Here is a 14,900-nt window from a genome sequence, read left to right on the forward strand (position 1 = left end):
TATTTTGTCCGGACACCGAAAGTTCATGGAAATCAATCCCCTCCTCAATCAATTAAAAGACCTCGAAGAGCGCACCGACGTTCTTAGGGGGTATCTTTGACTATGCCAGCAAGAAAGAACGCCTTACAGAAGTAGAGCTGGAGCTGGCCGAGCCGAGCGTTTGGGACGATCCCAACCGCGCACAGGAACTGGGGCGCGAACGCTCCTCCCTGGAAACGGTAGTTAACACTATCGAAAACCTCGACGCCGGCATCGCCGATTGCCGCGAACTGCTGGATATGGCCGTCGAGGAAAATGATGAGGACTCCGTCGACGAGGTCTCTGCTGAGATCGAAGGCCTGCAACAGCAGCTGGGAGTTTTGGAATTCCGCCGCATGTTCTCCGGCGAGAACGACGAGAACAATGCCTACCTGGATATCCAGGCCGGCTCCGGGGGCACCGAGGCCCAGGACTGGGCGGAAATGATTTTGCGCATGTACCTGCGCTGGGGTGAAGCCCACGGCTTTAAGACCACCCTGGAAGAGGTCTCCGCAGGGGAAGTTGCCGGTATCAAGAGTGCCACCGTACACTTCGCCGGCGACCACGCCTTCGGCTGGCTGCGCACGGAAACCGGCGTCCACCGCCTGGTGCGTAAATCGCCGTTTGACTCCGGCAACCGCCGTCACACGTCTTTCAGCTCGGTATTTGTGTCACCGGAAATCGATGACAATATCGAGATTGAAATCGACAAGTCCCAGGTGCGTGAAGACACCTACCGCGCCTCCGGCGCCGGTGGTCAGCACGTGAACAAAACCGATTCTGCCGTGCGTTTGACCCACACAGAATCCGGTATCGTCGTACAGTGCCAGAGCGAGCGCTCCCAGCACCAAAACCGCGATAAAGCCTGGAAAATGCTGCGCGCAAAAATGTACGAGCAGGAAATGCTCAAGCGCAACGCAGAGAAGCAGGCCATGGAAGACAGCAAGGCCGACATCGGTTGGGGCAGCCAAATTCGCTCCTACGTGTTGGACGACCAGCGTATCAAGGACCTGCGCACCAATGTTCAGACCAGTAACTGCCAGGCAGTACTGGACGGAGACCTGGACCAATTTATCGAAGCCAGCCTCAAAGCCGGCCTCTGATTTAAACGCTCCACACTCACCGCGCCCCCGTCTCTACTGAGGCGAGGGGCAATATCACTCACAAAACTGATAGATCACCATGACTGATATCCAGCAAGACGAAAACAAACTGATCGCCGAGCGCCGCACCAAGCTTTCCGCTCTGCGCGAGAAGGGCAATGCTTTCCCCAACAGTTTTCGCCGCGAGAACCTCGCTGCCGACCTGCAAGCTGAGTTCGGCGATAAACAGAAAGAGGAGCTGGAAGAACTGGGTAAACGGGCGTGCGTAGCCGGGCGAATCCTGGCTAAACGCGGCCCCTTTATGGTGATCCAGGATGTGTCTGACCGTATCCAGCTGTATGCCGATAAAGCGGCACAAAAAGATATTAAAGAGCGCTTCGGTGCCTGGGATATCGGCGATATCGTCGGTGTGAAGGGTACGCTGCACAAATCCGGTAAGGGCGACCTCTACGTCAACTGCGAAGAGTACAGCCTACTGACCAAAGCACTGCGCCCGCTGCCGGAAAAATTCCACGGCATTGCCGACCAGGAACTGCGCTACCGCCAGCGCTACGTGGACCTGATCGCCACGCCGGAAGCCCGCGAAGTGTTCCGCGTGCGCTCCAAAATTATCGAGTACATCCGCGATTTTCTGAATGGCCAGCAGTTTATGGAAGTGGAAACACCCATGCTGCAAGTTATTCCCGGTGGTGCCAGCGCGCGCCCGTTCGTCACCCACCACAATGCGCTGGATATCGATATGTACCTGCGTATCGCCCCGGAGCTGTACCTGAAGCGTCTGGTCGTGGGCGGTTTTGAGCGGGTTTACGAGATCAACCGCAACTTCCGTAACGAAGGCCTGTCCACGCGCCACAATCCCGAATTCACCATGTTGGAGTTCTACCAGGCGTACGCGGATTACAATGACCTGATGGATCTCACCGAGCAGATGCTGCGCGGTATCTGTGAGAATGTATTGGGCTCTACTACCGTGGAATACCAGGACAGCAGCTACGACTTCTCCAAGCCGTTCGCACGTCTGTCTGTGTTTGACTCCATCCTGCACTACAACCCGGAACTCACTGCGGCCGATATCGACAATATCGAATCCGCCCGCGCCGTTGCCGAGAAGCTGGAAATCCCGCTGAAAGATAGCTGGGGTCTGGGTAAGGTACAGATCGAGATCTTCGAGAAGACCGTAGAGCACCGCCTTGACCAGCCGACCTTTATCACTGAGTACCCGACCGAGGTATCCCCGCTGGCTCGCCGCAACGATGACAACCCGTTTGTCACCGACCGCTTCGAGTTCTTTGTTGGCGGCCGCGAGATTGCCAATGGCTTCTCCGAGCTGAACGACGCCGAAGATCAGGCCGAGCGCTTCAAGGCCCAGGTGGCGGAAAAAGATGCCGGTGATGACGAAGCCATGCACTACGACGCCGACTATATCCGCGCGCTGGAATACGGCCTGCCGCCCACCGCCGGTGAGGGTATCGGTATCGACCGCCTGGTAATGCTGTTTACCAACTCGCCGTCGATTCGCGACGTACTGTTGTTCCCGCATATGCGCCCTGAAGCGAACGACTAATCGCCTCTCACTGCCGGGCGCCTGCCCGGCAGTGTCTTCTGCGGCCCTCCTGCCTGTCCCCAATCTTCATTTTTCTCGCTCAGAAATTTTCCTACTCCTATCTATCCTTATTGGGTGGTGTGTACTTCGTATTAATCGGGTAGTGGCAGTTATGAGACAGGGAAAAGAGAAAAGAGAAAAGCGCATACAGGCGCTAGTGCTGGCGCTGTGTATCCTTACCCCCGCTATTATCAACGCGCAGAGTTCGGAGTCCGCATCCACGGCCAAACCGCCCCCCACTGAGGCCGATGACTGGCGCTTTCTCGCCACCCCCTATCTTTTCCTCCCGCTTCGCACTAAAGGGACTTCTACTGTCGCTGACACCAGTGTCGATATAGACCTGGATTTAAGTGAAACCCTGGACCTGCTCAACGCGGCTTTTTCCCTGCGCCTGGAAGCCTGGAAAGGGCGCTTTGGGGTAGTGGCGGATCTCTATTATGTCAATCTCAGGCTGGATAAAGGCGCGACTATCCCGCCGCCGCGCAACCCACAGCTGGATATTGATATAGAGATTGATGTGGAGGTGGACGCCCGCCAGGGCTGGATTAATCTCCTCGGTGGTTATCGAATCCTCGAAGGCAACCTGGCAAAAAGTGGCCGCCGCTATTTTGTTGATGCTGGCGCGGGTTTGCGCTGGAACCGGTTAAAGCAAGAGGTAAAAGCGAGAGCCGGAATTAATATTGGCCCTCGCCCTGAATTCAGCAATCGCCTCGGTGGCAAACAGAGTTGGTGGGAGCCCACCCTGGCCGCGCGCGGAGCGATCGCCGTCAATGATTGCCTCACCTTCTCTGCGCGCACAGAGGTGGGCGGTTTTGGTTCTGGGGGGGATGACTTGCAGTGGAATCTGTTGGCTGGATTCGACTGGCGCGCCTGGCAAACCACTTCGCTGCGCTTTGGTTACCAGTATTACAGCATCGACTACGCCGACCGCCTGGCGGATGGGCGCTTTGCCTACGATATTAGCCAGCATGGGCCCTATATTGCGGCGACTTGGCGCTGGTAGCGGTTAGAGGAATTGATAGCTTTTATCCTATTTGGGGTATATTCCGATTCCCCACCATCGGAAAGTTCGATAAACTACCCTTTCATAGCCCTGTGGGAGACTGCTAGTTCCGATTCCCCACCATCGGAAAGTTCGATAAACTCAATATCCATTTGAGCTTCAATGTTCAGCGGTTCCGATTCCCCACCATCGGAAAGTTCGATAAACTGGTATGTCTATGTTGATGAGATAAACGAGAGTTCCGATTCCCCACCATCGGAAAGTTCGATAAACTATCCGGTACAAAATCCCAAGGTGCCACATTGTTCCGATTCCCCACCATCGGAAAGTTCGATAAACTGGGAAAAGCCCAACCCATTGACTTGGTTGGACTTTTCCTAAATAAGAAGTATTTGCTCTGGGGTATTTGGACGCTGTTGTTTGGGTTCTGGGCCAAGAAACTCACGGGTCATACCATATTGTTTGTCGGTCATTAACATAAAGGCCACTTTTGCATCTGCGGGAATTTGCTTTTTAAGGCGCTCGATCATCGCCTCGGCACTGGCAATTGTCGGAAAGTGGCGTACATATAGGGAGTATTGCACTTGGGAGAAGGCGTAGTTTAACAGCTTCTTACGAAACACCGTGTAGTCATGTCTCGCTTCGGCGGTGCCGACGGGGCAGTCGTACACAGTGATTAGCCACATAACTCTCCATCCATTGATTGACATTGGAAACCCCAAAAAATATGAGTGGACTTGGCGGTAGCTTGCCGCAGCCACTCTTCTTCCCCTCGCTAAAGTGGTTCAGTAATCGGGTAGTTGTAGCGCCAATTTTTGATTTGGGTTTTCCAATATTTGAATATAGCTTTGGATTGTCTGTTTTATAGCGGCGGCTAAGCGAAAATCTTTGTCTTGTAGCTGGACGGTAGTTGCAAAAATATGGCTGAGTAATTGCCGCCGGGCTTCGGCATCTAAGGGGCGCTCTCCCAGGTCACCGAGGCTTACAACAGCCTCTTCAACAATAAATCGGTAGGCTTCAAGAAAATCGTCTGCTAAGTTAAATGGATTTTCCTGGCTGTGGTGACCAAGGCCCAGTTCCGGCCGCAGCGCTGCAATAGCCAGTTCCCGGGCAATTAAGGAGCGAATAACCGTATAGCCGAAATTCAAACGGGCATTACATGGATCTTTAGCACCGCGCTTCTCGCGCTGGAAGGGTTTATCGAAAAGCTCCCGCCAGTAGATTTTGGCCCCTTGCCCCTCAAGGTTGGCAGAATCCCCTGCCTTGACGATCTTGGACATTCGCCTGAGGCGTTGTGTGGATTTCCGTTGCCGCTTCTCTAGAGCCTTTGCCTGAGTACCCAGGCGTGCGGCTACCAATTTCTCCCACAAGGCCTGTGTTACCCCTGCTTGCTCCAGGGCAAGTTGTTGGCGCAGCCGCAAAGTGGCTTGGCTGCGCCCAAATTCTGGCAGCAGAGTTCCTGCGGGGTGGTGGCGCTTATCTGTGAGGATAATAATTGCCCCGGCATCTACGAGTACCTGTAGTACGGCTGCGCTGATTTGAATGGCAAAGTGGTGTAGGCAGACAACGGCAATATCCTCCGGGGGAATCCGTATGGCACCCTCGTCTTCCCGGCAGATACGCAGGCAACCCAGGTGAATACTGAGGGCGCAGGGGGTTTCAATCAGGAGAATATGTTGCTCTGACACCTGCGCTCCCTTTTGTGAGGGGGTTATACCGGTTCAAAATCTACAAAAAATTTACTGACAGATTTTTTTGTTTTACCCCAACTTTTATTTAATTGCTTTACGGGTTTGGTTTCCGTTGCGGGAGTTAATATTAGTTGAATATTGTTTTCGGCACTAAACTCTCGAACCAAAAAGTGGCGGCCAGATTGCCGCTCTCGCCAGGTGTCGCCCTTGTAAACGCGGATACAGCCTTCCGGCACTGTTTGCCCTTTGCCTGCCAGTGCCTCAGCGGGGCGAATAAGCGCCGGGGAGCTAATCTCTCCATTTTTCTGCTGCCAGGCTTGTAAATAGGCGTAACCGTCTGGGATTAGGTATTTATAGTGAATACCGGAGCGGCTACTGTGCTCAATGCGTTTGGCATTGCGACTACGTTGGTAGTAGCAGCGGACCTTTCGTAAAATATTGCCCTGATATTCAATAGGTAAGGCTAGAGCTTCCTGCGGTGTTTGCCCTGCGGCAAGGCGCTGCTTAAATATTTTCAGCAGATGCTCTCTAATAGTTACCCCTACTACTTTATTGAGTTGCTTAATAGCCTGATCGGCGGATTTTCCCTTGGCCACCATAGCTGAAATAGATTTGCGCACAACCAGCCATTCTTCACTCTCACCCTCTGGGGTTTGTCTTTCACTTAAACCGTATGCGGTATCCTCGAATAAGCGGGCATCTGGATAGCGGTCTGTTTTGTGTTTGGGCCAACACGCCTGTACAGCCTTGAATGCTAACTTGCGAATATTGGGGATGGGGGCAGCAAGCTCCAATCGCGGCTTCCTTCCTGGAACCTCCTCGGCGCGCCTCCAGGCGTTGGCGTATTTTTGCAGAAGGCTCCTTGAGGTTAGGGCAATAACAATCGCATCGATCAGGTGATGGCGATGATCAATACGTTTGTCTAACTTCCGTGGGGTCCAGCTCTCCCCACTCACAGGGTGGCCTTCCCAGTGTTTTCTAAAGCGCTCAAACTCCTCTTTGGAGATTTCCTGGCCGTCTGTATCGGAAATGGGCAGGTTGCTGGTAAGGCGTACCTGAGGGATAACCGTATTTAGCTTCCAGCGGTGGCGGAGATCGGCGGTAAGCTGGCCTCTGGAGACATAGACCTGGCAGCCCAGCTTAGATAGCCACTGCGCGGCCACCTTGGCCAGCCAGGAGGTCTCGTGTAGCTGGCGGTCGGCAAAGCCGGCTATGCTTTCGTCTGTTAAGACTTCCTGCTCGTAGTCTTTTAACAGAAGCAGTGATGCTTTTCGGTAATACTTCTGTTTGCTCTTCTTTCTAAGAGCCTCTGCCCGGGACTCAATAAGTCGCCAGCGCTGTTTATCCTGGCCAAAGGCTTGGTAGGGTGTGCGATTGCCCTTTTCGTCATTACAGGATTTGTGGGAAAGCACTAGTTCGGAGCGCCGCCGCCCAACATTGGTCAGTGAGCGAGGCAAAATATGCTCTAGGTTCGTCTCAGCTCCAGAGAGAGCTTGTTGTAGGCTGATACTGTTCTCACAGTAGGGGCACTGGAGGCTCTGTTCCTTCCACAGCTGATAGCTGAGAATGCGAGTAGACGTTGGGGCCAGCCCCTGCTGCACAATCTCTGTGGCAGCTGACTTGCGGGCGCGAGACAGTTTATGGTTGTGCCTCTCCTGCTCATTGCGGGCCTTGGGGCCTTTTTTCATTTCCCGGGCTAGCTCGATAACAATCTGCTCCGGCTTGCCGTTAAGCGCGGTAATGGCGCGATTAATCACTGAGCGCAATTGGCGCAGAGCCAAGTCAACAGTGTCATTTCCCGTAGTGGGTGGCGACTCGAGCAGGGCCTGATCGCAAGCTGGAGATCGCTTTTCCGCTTCGGGGAAGCAGGCTTGAATTGCCGCGTACTCGCTGAGAGTTTTGCTATCATCTCGCTCTTGCTGTCGAAGCCAGTGGCTAAGCTTTTTAAGGGTTTTGACCGAGTAGTTGGCTCGCCCACTGTCAAACCCCATCGCAGATAAGCGTCCGAATTTAGGCTGTACTCTAAGCTCATTGATAAAAGATCTAAATTCTTCAGTAAAGGATTTTGGCCGCTTATTTTTTCCGACAAAACGCTCGTGCCAGTCGTCGCTATCCAGCTGCTCTGGAGAGCCCAAATCAGCGAGAAAATTAATAACTTGAATTTGAGTAATCTCTTGCAGATTGTTCCAGTGCTCTTCTAAATTGAGTGAGCGAAAGGCAGCCAGAGTAGAATTGCCGCTTAGAGATTCGCGTCCACCGTGCTGGGTTCGGTCTATATTGAGAGGCCTGCCCTCAGGGGGGATTTGTCCAGCTTTGATTAGAGCCTTTTCAATACGGCTAAATGATACTTCCCGATAATTATTGAGTAGCGTCCTGATAATAGCCTGTTGCTCTGGGCTCAGTGTTAGAGCTTTTTTACCTCTGCCCCAGCGAAGATCCAGTAATTGCTTCTCGATACGAAAATCTTGCGCGGCCATCTGCGCTCGAGGTGCGCGCAGATGTGAGGGGTCTAGTGAGCATTTACCGACCTTATCTTCTGGGGATCTCAGTGGACGTTGAAAGAATAAAGCATCAAAAAAAGATTGCCGCAGCGCAGTAGACTCTAGTTTGGGGTGATATTTTTGTTGTGTAGCCCAGATTTGATTGAACTCAAAAATCAAATCATCTTTAAGGGTATACATATTTGGTAAGTGATCACCGAGGGGCTCAAGCTTCAGCGAAGCTCGAAATTTTGGGTAATCAGGACAAAAATAACAGCCCTCGCTGGCGACCTTTAGCTTTGTTGGCAAGTTATGCAATTTTCTTTGATAAAGGTACTCTCCAACAGTTGCTCTGGGGGCTTGTAATATCTCTGAAAGGGATTGTAACTCTTCGACCAGGAGGAGGTTGCCCGATTTGACTTCACCGGTGTCGGATAAGTTGCTTTGCACTTTCAACGTGCCGCCATAGCCTCGGCGCTTGGCCAAATGCATAAAAACTCGATGTAAGCTTTCGAGTTCAATTTCCTTGCGCGCCGCACGGGCGCGCAGATAGTGAATCTCTGTATTCGGCGACGGCGCCACTGTGCGTGGAAGGCCAAGTAGAGGCCTAAGCGCAGCTATCCGTCTGAATCTGCCCGCTCGCCGCTCTATCTGCCGTCTCTGCTGTCTGCCTTGTCTTCGCTCGGCTTTTTTGGGCTTCAATTGCCCCTTATCATTTGTCAAAGGTTCGGAAAAAATTTGATTTTCCCACCAGACTAAGTCGAGAGGGTGGCTTTTATCATCCAGAGAAAATGCCGCTGCGCTAACTGAAGCCGTACCCAAATCAATCCCAAGTTGATACATAGCATTATCCATATTGCTTGTATTGCTTATCTTGTTGTAGGTGTAGGTTACATTGAAAAACAGCCAAAAGGGAATTTGTAATATGGCATTGACAGTGAGTAACTAAGGGGGTAGCCTAATTGAGTATCGAACTTTCCGATGGTGGGGACCTTCGGTAACAAGGTCAGGGCTTTGGCCCGAGACCAACGATATATACGAGCCTCTTCGGGGGCTCTTTTAATATGCAAAGCCCCATTTTAGTTGGTGCGCATGTTTCATTTCTGTCTGTATATCTTCAGTATCCAATGGCTTTTCTTTTTTACATCTAATCCTGGATAAAAGTCCCGCTGTAATAGCTTTTATTTTTTAGTGATGGATGTTTTGTTGGGGGTTTAACTTTTGAATTGACAGGCGGTTTCTTTGCTCAGCTTGCTGGTAAAATGTCTAAGTGAGTACTTTGACGTGAAGTTGGATGTTAAATATTTATTCTGGTGCGAATCGGGTATTAATCTTCTACCCAAGGCTGTTTAATTGCTTTCCTAAGTTTGAGAGGAAAGTTTTGAGGGTGTTATCCGGCCTGGATGGTTATTCTATAGTGATTCCTTGCGATTATAATTGTTTCGTGAAGAAACTTTGCAGTGATCGGCTTCAGGGGGTTAAGTTCTCTGAAAACCCAAAGTGGGATAGTGCCAATATTACTCACGCTATAGTTTTTGATGATGGTGAAGATTTTTTTGGGGAGAGAAGCCTACTTGAGGATAGGGGAATTCCTTTAAGGTATATAAAAGTAAAAATTACCCGTGTGGTTAATGTAAAGCAAGATCAGAAATTTAATGGAAGGGACAATACTTCTGTCTATGAGTATATAGGTAGGGGCTCAAAATGGGGTAATCCTTACTCTATATTTGCGGGGGGAGATGATAGGGATGAAGTCATTCGAAAGTTTAAATACGACTTTGATTTTGACAAGTTTCCTCACTTGAAAAGGGATGAGGTGTATTCTTTGGCGGGTAAAAGGCTCGGTTGCTTTTGTAAGCCTGCAAGCTGTCATGGCGATGTTCTGGCCGATTTTCTCAATAGCTGGGATGATGGAAAATAATCGTATTGTGTCCATTATTTTATTTGTGGGGCGGTGCCTCACCTGTGGGTGTCAATGCTTATGGTGGGGGTAATGAGTAGAATCCTGGTATTTGTCCTTATATTTATGGTCACCTCCGGTTGCATGCCAAAAGGTCGGGTGGTGGATGCTTCTGGATTGAAGTATAGCGAATACTTTCAGTGTCTAATCTACTCTGAAGATAATAGATTAAGCTTTGATGCTTTTATTATCTTAGGTGAGGAACGCCTACCAAGCGCCTATAGATTAACTCCTGCACAAAAGAAATTTCTCGCATCTTCAGATACAATTGTTTCGGTTAATGAAGTTTATATTCGAAATCACAGTGGCGCTACGATCCAGCTTTCGCAACTAGTTGTGGGGGAGGGGGTGGGTAGCTTTAGTAGGTATTATCAACCTGAAATCATTGAGCTGGCACCGGGTGAAGTTGTTTTATCAAAACCTATCATTGATGTCGCATCAGTATATGGGCCATCTGAATTTCCATGTAATATAACCTATAAAATGCAAGGGAAGCCTTATGTGCTCAGGGGTAAGTGGAAGCGGATTCTTGTTGATGATCTTAATCGTTAAAAAAGATTGTCTTCAAACTGCTAAATCTCTGATCCGGGCACTATGCCGCAGTGAAGAAATAAAAGTGTCGTTGGCTTTATGGGCGCCCGGGGGCTTACTTTGGAGTCACCATTTTGCCAAACCGGCTCTTTGTGTGAATCGTTAAAAGGCTATAGGAAATATGAGTTTTCGAAGAAAATTCCTTCAGTATACCGTTGTAGGAATGGCTGGAGTTGGGCTTCTAGGCTCCCTCGTTCCTTTCTCTAAGTCGTGGAATATCCGCAAAGGGCGCATTAGAGATTTTAATGTCGAAGTTGATATATCCACTCTAAAAGAAGGTGACCTTATCCGTACAGAATGGATGGGTAAGGTCGTGCATATATATAGAAGAACCCCTGAAGACTTTGATTTTTTTGAGATACATGAATCAAGACTTCGCGACCCTAAATCTCAAGATTCTGAACAGCCTGAAGCTGCTAAAAATAAGTATCGATCTATAGATCCAAGTATATTTGTCTATGTACCTTTTTGTACACACCTTGGCTGCAAGACTATACACAGCCCCGATGCTGCTGATCTAGGTTTGGATGAAGAAGAGTGGTCTGGCGGGTATTTCTGTCCGTGCCATGGTAGCAAATTCGATTCTGCGGGTAGAGTCTTTAAAGGGGTTCCCGCCCCAGTCAATTTGGAAATTCCTCCTTACGGATATGAAAAAGGAAAATTAATTCTAGGGTTGGGGTATGAAGTATAGTTTTTTACGGATCGATCAATAATACTTGATTTTCTCGCAGCATGGAAGTTTATGCTGAGCGAGAGCTAGCCATCCGCCCGTAGCGAGAGTTGTAATATGATAAATATGATTTAGCAATCCCCCCCTGTCATTAAAGTTAACTTATTCCAAGCGTTTACCTTAATGGTATATGTCAAGTGTAGAATATCCAAAATGAGTATAAAGTGGATATTGAAGTAGAAGGAAAGAAAATCCGAGCTGAATTGGAGAAATTTTCCCTGCCTGTTCTCAAGCTGAAACCAATAGCAGAGGCTGCTAAGAATAGATGGAGTAGTAAGTTTGGAGGGAAGCCATACTGGCCGAAAGGTATGGAGTATCCAGAATCCAAATCTGGACAAAAGTTGTTTCTTCTTGCGCAGATAAACTTTGCTGATCTACCGGGCTTGCCCGGCTTTCCTCAAAGTGGTGTCCTTCAGTTTTTTATTGCAGATGATGACCTTTATGGTCTCGATTTTGATTTGTCAACTGAGGAAATTGTTAACTCTCCGGATGGTTATAGAGTGATCTATCACGCCGATATAGAAGTAAGTGAAGATCTTATTGAAAATGACCTCCCTGAAGCCAGTCAGAAAAACCCTCTTCCTGTCTGTAGGGAGTATCGATTGGAGTGTACACAAGACAGTGAAATTCCATCACCCACAGATTTTCGATATGAAAAATATGCAACTGATCCATTTGAATATGAGAGTGAACTTGCGAATTATATTTACGAAAAGTTTATAGCAGATGGAAGTAAGCTCGGTGGTTATGCCAACTTCACACAGGATGACCCTCGTATAAATGGAGAGCATGACAACTGGATTCTATTGTTTCAGATGGATTCAGAGTTTTCTGATGATATTGATATTATGTGGGGAGATGTAGGGGTAGGTAACTTCTTTATTGAAAAAGAAGCTCTTGAGCAACTGGACTTCTCAAGGGTTTGGTACAACTGGGATTGTTGTTAAAATATTAGGTTCTAGTCTAGTTATCTATTTTCCATAAGAGTTTTATTGTGTCTGAGCAATCATTTATCGTAGTCATAAACCCTAAGGGTGAGTCAAATCTACCAGAGATCAACAATCTACTTACTTCATTGGATCACAATACGTACCATGACTTAGAGTGGTGTGAAGAGTCGGGGCTTATAAGGTTGACTTTCTATACGGGCACTTTGTTCGTATTTGAAAAATTTGTTGACCTCCTGTTATCCAGTGGGGCCGCAGATATAGAAGCTAGCGTATTTAACAGCCAGTGTGGAGAAAATTCTTACTATAAAAATAAAGAGTGTTATGAATCTTATAAAGAAGTTGATTGGAATTGGATTGAAAGTCAAGATCCTGGTTTGGATTTTAGCAATCAGTATATTGTATTGACGGGTGAGTTTGACGATTACCTGGAGGATCACTGTAAGGATGACCTAGAGGCCATCATTGAGGAGTATGACGGTATACTGGAAGAGGTTGTAAGTGAAAAAACCACAATGCTTATTGAGGGAGAAGATCCTGATTTAAATGAGATTGCCAGCGCGAAGAAATATAAAATAAAAATAATAACAGGTAGTGAATTTGAGGGCCTTATTAATGAGGCGTATGAGGCGATTGATGATTGATCGTGAGCGATTTGGGAGACTGGCCCGCATAAAATTTGCGATGGAGTTGTCAGCAATAGATAAAAATTATTGTATAATCTGTACGGGGTTGTGAAAAGTGTACTTATATATAAGGCCTACAATTTGTAGGGGCACCCCTGTATTGATAGATGTTATGTTCGAAAATGGAAAAGATTTCAATGAAAAAAGTGATGTTAGCTTTTTTGTTAGTATCCCCTTCAATGGCATTTGCAGATAATTGCGATCGACCAAGAGATGATTTTGATGGGCTGTACTGTTTAAACAAGGTTTATCAGGCAGCAGATGCTGAGCTGAATGAGACTTATGTTAAGCTGCGAGGCCATTTGAATAGTTCACAAAAAGCCAAGCTTAAAAAAACTCAGGTTGCTTGGATTAAAAAGCGTAACAAAAGCTGTAGTCGTCGGGATGCAGATGGATTTTTTGTTAACTTGTCTTGTACTACCAAAACTACGATTTCTCGTACAAATACGTTAAACGATCGTATTCGGGAGTGTAAAGCTACAGGCTGCCAATCTAGCAAGCTGTAACTTATAATAGTGCGGGCTTGATCTGACTTTTGCCTTTTTAGTAATTGCTTTGACAGGTCAAGCTTGACTAATAAGATTTCCTTATATTTTCTATAGATCCATTAGTTTCTGCTTCAAGAAAGGATTTTTTGATTTGTCTGTAGTCGATATATTTAATGCCTAGGTCAACTGTTAGGGCCCGCTAACTAAGTGATATCAATAGGGTATATTTGTAAGTTTTCTGCTGTCCACTACTGTAAATGGTTGAGGTATATGCAATTCCATCTGTCTCTAATGGTAGTGAGCTAGTGCAAGGTGTGTGCCCCCACTTCTTTTGGTTTAGCTCAGCTTCTATTGTCTACGGGCCACAGAAAATTAAATTTAGCTTGAGGGAAGCTGAGGTAGATTGAGCTTTATTTTAGTAAAAATTATGGGCTCTATGGGCTTTACAATCTCTAAAGTCAGGTTTAAATGGAAAGTCCTTCGCAACCATTGTGAATGGTGCTAAGGGAGCTTCACAGAGAATTACTTCCTGCCTATAAAAGGTTTTTGGATCAGTTCGGGCGGTAATCTGGAGATCACCTCTATCTTCTCTTCAAGAGGGTAGCTGTTATGCAGAGGTCTGGGCTGAATACGTTTATCGATAAATTCTGAGACTTCTTTTGGGGAAGCTCGGTGGCTTTCGTTCTTGTCTCTCTTGCTATCCCTATAACCTCTACCGCTCCACATTTGCATTACATATTTAGCATCTTCTATTTGCTGTGGTGTGCAACCAAAAATTGGCTTACTGTTGGCGCCGGGTTGAGATTTAACTTCTATGCGATGAGCAGAGAGCTCTGGTGATAGCTTAAGTTTAAGTGAATCCATTATACGTTGTACAAATTCTATATAGTTGTCCCAAGGGGTTCGCTGATTTATACGGAAAGCATTGCCCGCATTCGAGCCAGATCGAATGATGGTAAAGTAGCAGCTGAGGATCTGTTTGTTGCTTATCGCCGTATGCCAGCTGATACTATCAGGATCACTGACTAGAGGTTGGGTTTCCAGATAAAGCCAATCTAAACCGCCCTGTTGAACCCATTGACTATTGAGTGGGCCCAAATATTTGGGCCAGCGATATTGGGTGAGATCAAAGAAGTCGCTGTTTATTCCACTATTAAAGTTTTGAAGCCTTGTTAGGTCATACCTACGAAACACTTCCTGTAGAAGTGTTTTATTATCAAGCAGTGTCTCATTGATAGGGAGGTCATCTATAGACGCTATACCTATTCCACAGCGTACAGCACCACCATAACTTGAAAAAAATGGCATGCTTTTAAAGGCCCAGATACTGGAGAATAGCCCTATAACTTTAATGTTAGGGTACTCAATATGCTTATCTAAATCTTTAGCGGACTTATACTCAATAGAATGGTAGGCGCTCTTATTGAATATATCGATTGAGTCTGGTTCGGTTTCCCAGTCTTCTATTGAAGAGAAGGGGTCAGAGTAGGGAGGGGCTATAAAGGAAAGTTGGCAGCCGGATAAGTTTTTCTCAATCTTTCTCGCTCGGCGGAAGCTTGGTGCTCGCGGGAAGATTTCTTTGATAAATTTCATTAACTAG

Annotated in this window: 13 protein-coding genes and 1 CRISPR repeat array; of the genes, 9 read left to right on the forward strand and 4 right to left on the reverse strand. The window is 47.7% G+C overall.

Annotated features, from left to right (window positions below):
• The first annotated feature begins 25 nt into the window (after window positions 1–25).
• From prfB to ACJJIK_RS00090, 3 genes are all read left to right on the forward strand, one after another.
• A protein-coding gene (gene prfB, locus ACJJIK_RS00080; protein WP_444943837.1) for a peptide chain release factor 2 occupies window positions 26–1,121 on the forward strand; the annotation gives its coding sequence in 2 pieces (ribosomal slippage) (window positions 26–97 and window positions 99–1,121; 1,095 coding nt in all).
• Window positions 1,122–1,200: 79 nt separating this feature from the next.
• The gene (lysS, locus tag ACJJIK_RS00085; RefSeq protein WP_444931789.1) at window positions 1,201–2,685 is read left to right on the forward strand and encodes a lysine--tRNA ligase; all 1,485 of its coding nucleotides are present in this window, start codon (window positions 1,201–1,203) and stop codon (window positions 2,683–2,685) included.
• Between the two features lie 151 nt (window positions 2,686–2,836).
• On the forward strand, window positions 2,837–3,727 hold the full coding sequence (locus ACJJIK_RS00090) for a hypothetical protein (protein ID WP_444931788.1): 891 nt from the start codon (window positions 2,837–2,839) through the stop codon (window positions 3,725–3,727).
• A 40-nt stretch (window positions 3,728–3,767) separates the two neighbouring features.
• Window positions 3,768–4,067: a CRISPR direct-repeat array (repeat unit 36 nt; unit sequence GTTCCGATTCCCCACCATCGGAAAGTTCGATAAACT).
• Window positions 4,068–4,104: 37 nt separating this feature from the next.
• On the opposite strand, the gene cas2 is transcribed toward ACJJIK_RS00090, so the two are convergent.
• The 3 genes from cas2 to cas9 form a co-directional block, all read right to left on the reverse strand.
• Window positions 4,105–4,437 carry a CRISPR-associated endonuclease Cas2 gene (cas2, locus tag ACJJIK_RS00095; protein ID WP_444943838.1) on the reverse strand — a complete coding sequence of 111 codons (333 nt, stop codon included), beginning with the start codon at window positions 4,435–4,437 and terminating at the stop codon, window positions 4,105–4,107.
• Window positions 4,438–4,512: 75 nt separating this feature from the next.
• Complete coding sequence (cas1, locus tag ACJJIK_RS00100) at window positions 4,513–5,415, reverse strand: type II CRISPR-associated endonuclease Cas1 (RefSeq protein WP_444943839.1); 903 nt, start codon at window positions 5,413–5,415, stop codon at window positions 4,513–4,515.
• A 23-nt stretch (window positions 5,416–5,438) separates the two neighbouring features.
• Window positions 5,439–8,741 (reverse strand): type II CRISPR RNA-guided endonuclease Cas9, encoded by a 3,303-nt coding sequence (cas9, locus tag ACJJIK_RS00105; RefSeq protein WP_444943840.1) that lies wholly within the window; start codon window positions 8,739–8,741, stop codon window positions 5,439–5,441.
• A 451-nt stretch (window positions 8,742–9,192) separates the two neighbouring features.
• On the opposite strand from cas9, the gene ACJJIK_RS00110 reads away from it, so the two are divergent.
• The 6 genes from ACJJIK_RS00110 (at window position 9,193) to ACJJIK_RS00135 (ending at window position 13,318) form a co-directional block, all read left to right on the forward strand.
• Window positions 9,193–9,819 carry a DUF4326 domain-containing protein gene (locus ACJJIK_RS00110; RefSeq protein ID WP_444943841.1) on the forward strand — a complete coding sequence of 209 codons (627 nt, stop codon included), beginning with the start codon at window positions 9,193–9,195 and terminating at the stop codon, window positions 9,817–9,819.
• Window positions 9,820–9,891: 72 nt separating this feature from the next.
• Complete coding sequence (locus ACJJIK_RS00115) at window positions 9,892–10,410, forward strand: hypothetical protein (protein ID WP_444943842.1); 519 nt, start codon at window positions 9,892–9,894, stop codon at window positions 10,408–10,410.
• Window positions 10,411–10,570: 160 nt separating this feature from the next.
• Complete coding sequence (petA, locus tag ACJJIK_RS00120) at window positions 10,571–11,140, forward strand: ubiquinol-cytochrome c reductase iron-sulfur subunit (protein WP_444931785.1); 570 nt, start codon at window positions 10,571–10,573, stop codon at window positions 11,138–11,140.
• Window positions 11,141–11,343: 203 nt separating this feature from the next.
• Window positions 11,344–12,126, forward strand: a complete 783-nt coding sequence (locus ACJJIK_RS00125; RefSeq protein WP_444943843.1) for a YwqG family protein — start codon at window positions 11,344–11,346, stop codon at window positions 12,124–12,126.
• Window positions 12,127–12,173: 47 nt separating this feature from the next.
• Window positions 12,174–12,770, forward strand: coding sequence for a BRCT domain-containing protein (locus ACJJIK_RS00130; RefSeq protein WP_444943844.1), 597 nt, complete (start codon window positions 12,174–12,176; stop codon window positions 12,768–12,770).
• Between the two features lie 179 nt (window positions 12,771–12,949).
• Complete coding sequence (locus ACJJIK_RS00135) at window positions 12,950–13,318, forward strand: lysozyme inhibitor LprI family protein (RefSeq protein ID WP_444931782.1); 369 nt, start codon at window positions 12,950–12,952, stop codon at window positions 13,316–13,318.
• A 504-nt stretch (window positions 13,319–13,822) separates the two neighbouring features.
• Here ACJJIK_RS00135 and ACJJIK_RS00140 read toward each other — a convergent pair.
• The gene (locus tag ACJJIK_RS00140; RefSeq protein WP_444943845.1) at window positions 13,823–14,893 is read right to left on the reverse strand and encodes a hypothetical protein; all 1,071 of its coding nucleotides are present in this window, start codon (window positions 14,891–14,893) and stop codon (window positions 13,823–13,825) included.
• Between the last annotated feature and the right edge of the window lie 7 nt (window positions 14,894–14,900).

It is taken from the genome of Microbulbifer regidiadema (SeqCode) (assembly GCF_052466995.1).

Excerpts from the sequence above, each read along its gene's own strand:
- cas9 (WP_444943840.1), bottom strand. The coding sequence starts at position 8,741 with ATGTATCAACTTGGGATTGATTTGGGTACGGCTTCAGTTAGCGCAGCG.
- ACJJIK_RS00110 (WP_444943841.1), top strand. The coding sequence starts at position 9,193 with ATGTTAAATATTTATTCTGGTGCGAATCGGGTATTAATCTTCTACCCA.
- cas2 (WP_444943838.1), bottom strand. The coding sequence starts at position 4,437 with ATGTCAATCAATGGATGGAGAGTTATGTGGCTAATCACTGTGTACGAC.
- petA (WP_444931785.1), top strand. The coding sequence starts at position 10,571 with ATGAGTTTTCGAAGAAAATTCCTTCAGTATACCGTTGTAGGAATGGCT.
- ACJJIK_RS00140 (WP_444943845.1), bottom strand. The coding sequence starts at position 14,893 with ATGAAATTTATCAAAGAAATCTTCCCGCGAGCACCAAGCTTCCGCCGA.
- lysS (WP_444931789.1), top strand. The coding sequence starts at position 1,201 with ATGACTGATATCCAGCAAGACGAAAACAAACTGATCGCCGAGCGCCGC.
- ACJJIK_RS00135 (WP_444931782.1), top strand. The coding sequence starts at position 12,950 with ATGAAAAAAGTGATGTTAGCTTTTTTGTTAGTATCCCCTTCAATGGCA.
- ACJJIK_RS00115 (WP_444943842.1), top strand. The coding sequence starts at position 9,892 with ATGAGTAGAATCCTGGTATTTGTCCTTATATTTATGGTCACCTCCGGT.
- ACJJIK_RS00090 (WP_444931788.1), top strand. The coding sequence starts at position 2,837 with ATGAGACAGGGAAAAGAGAAAAGAGAAAAGCGCATACAGGCGCTAGTG.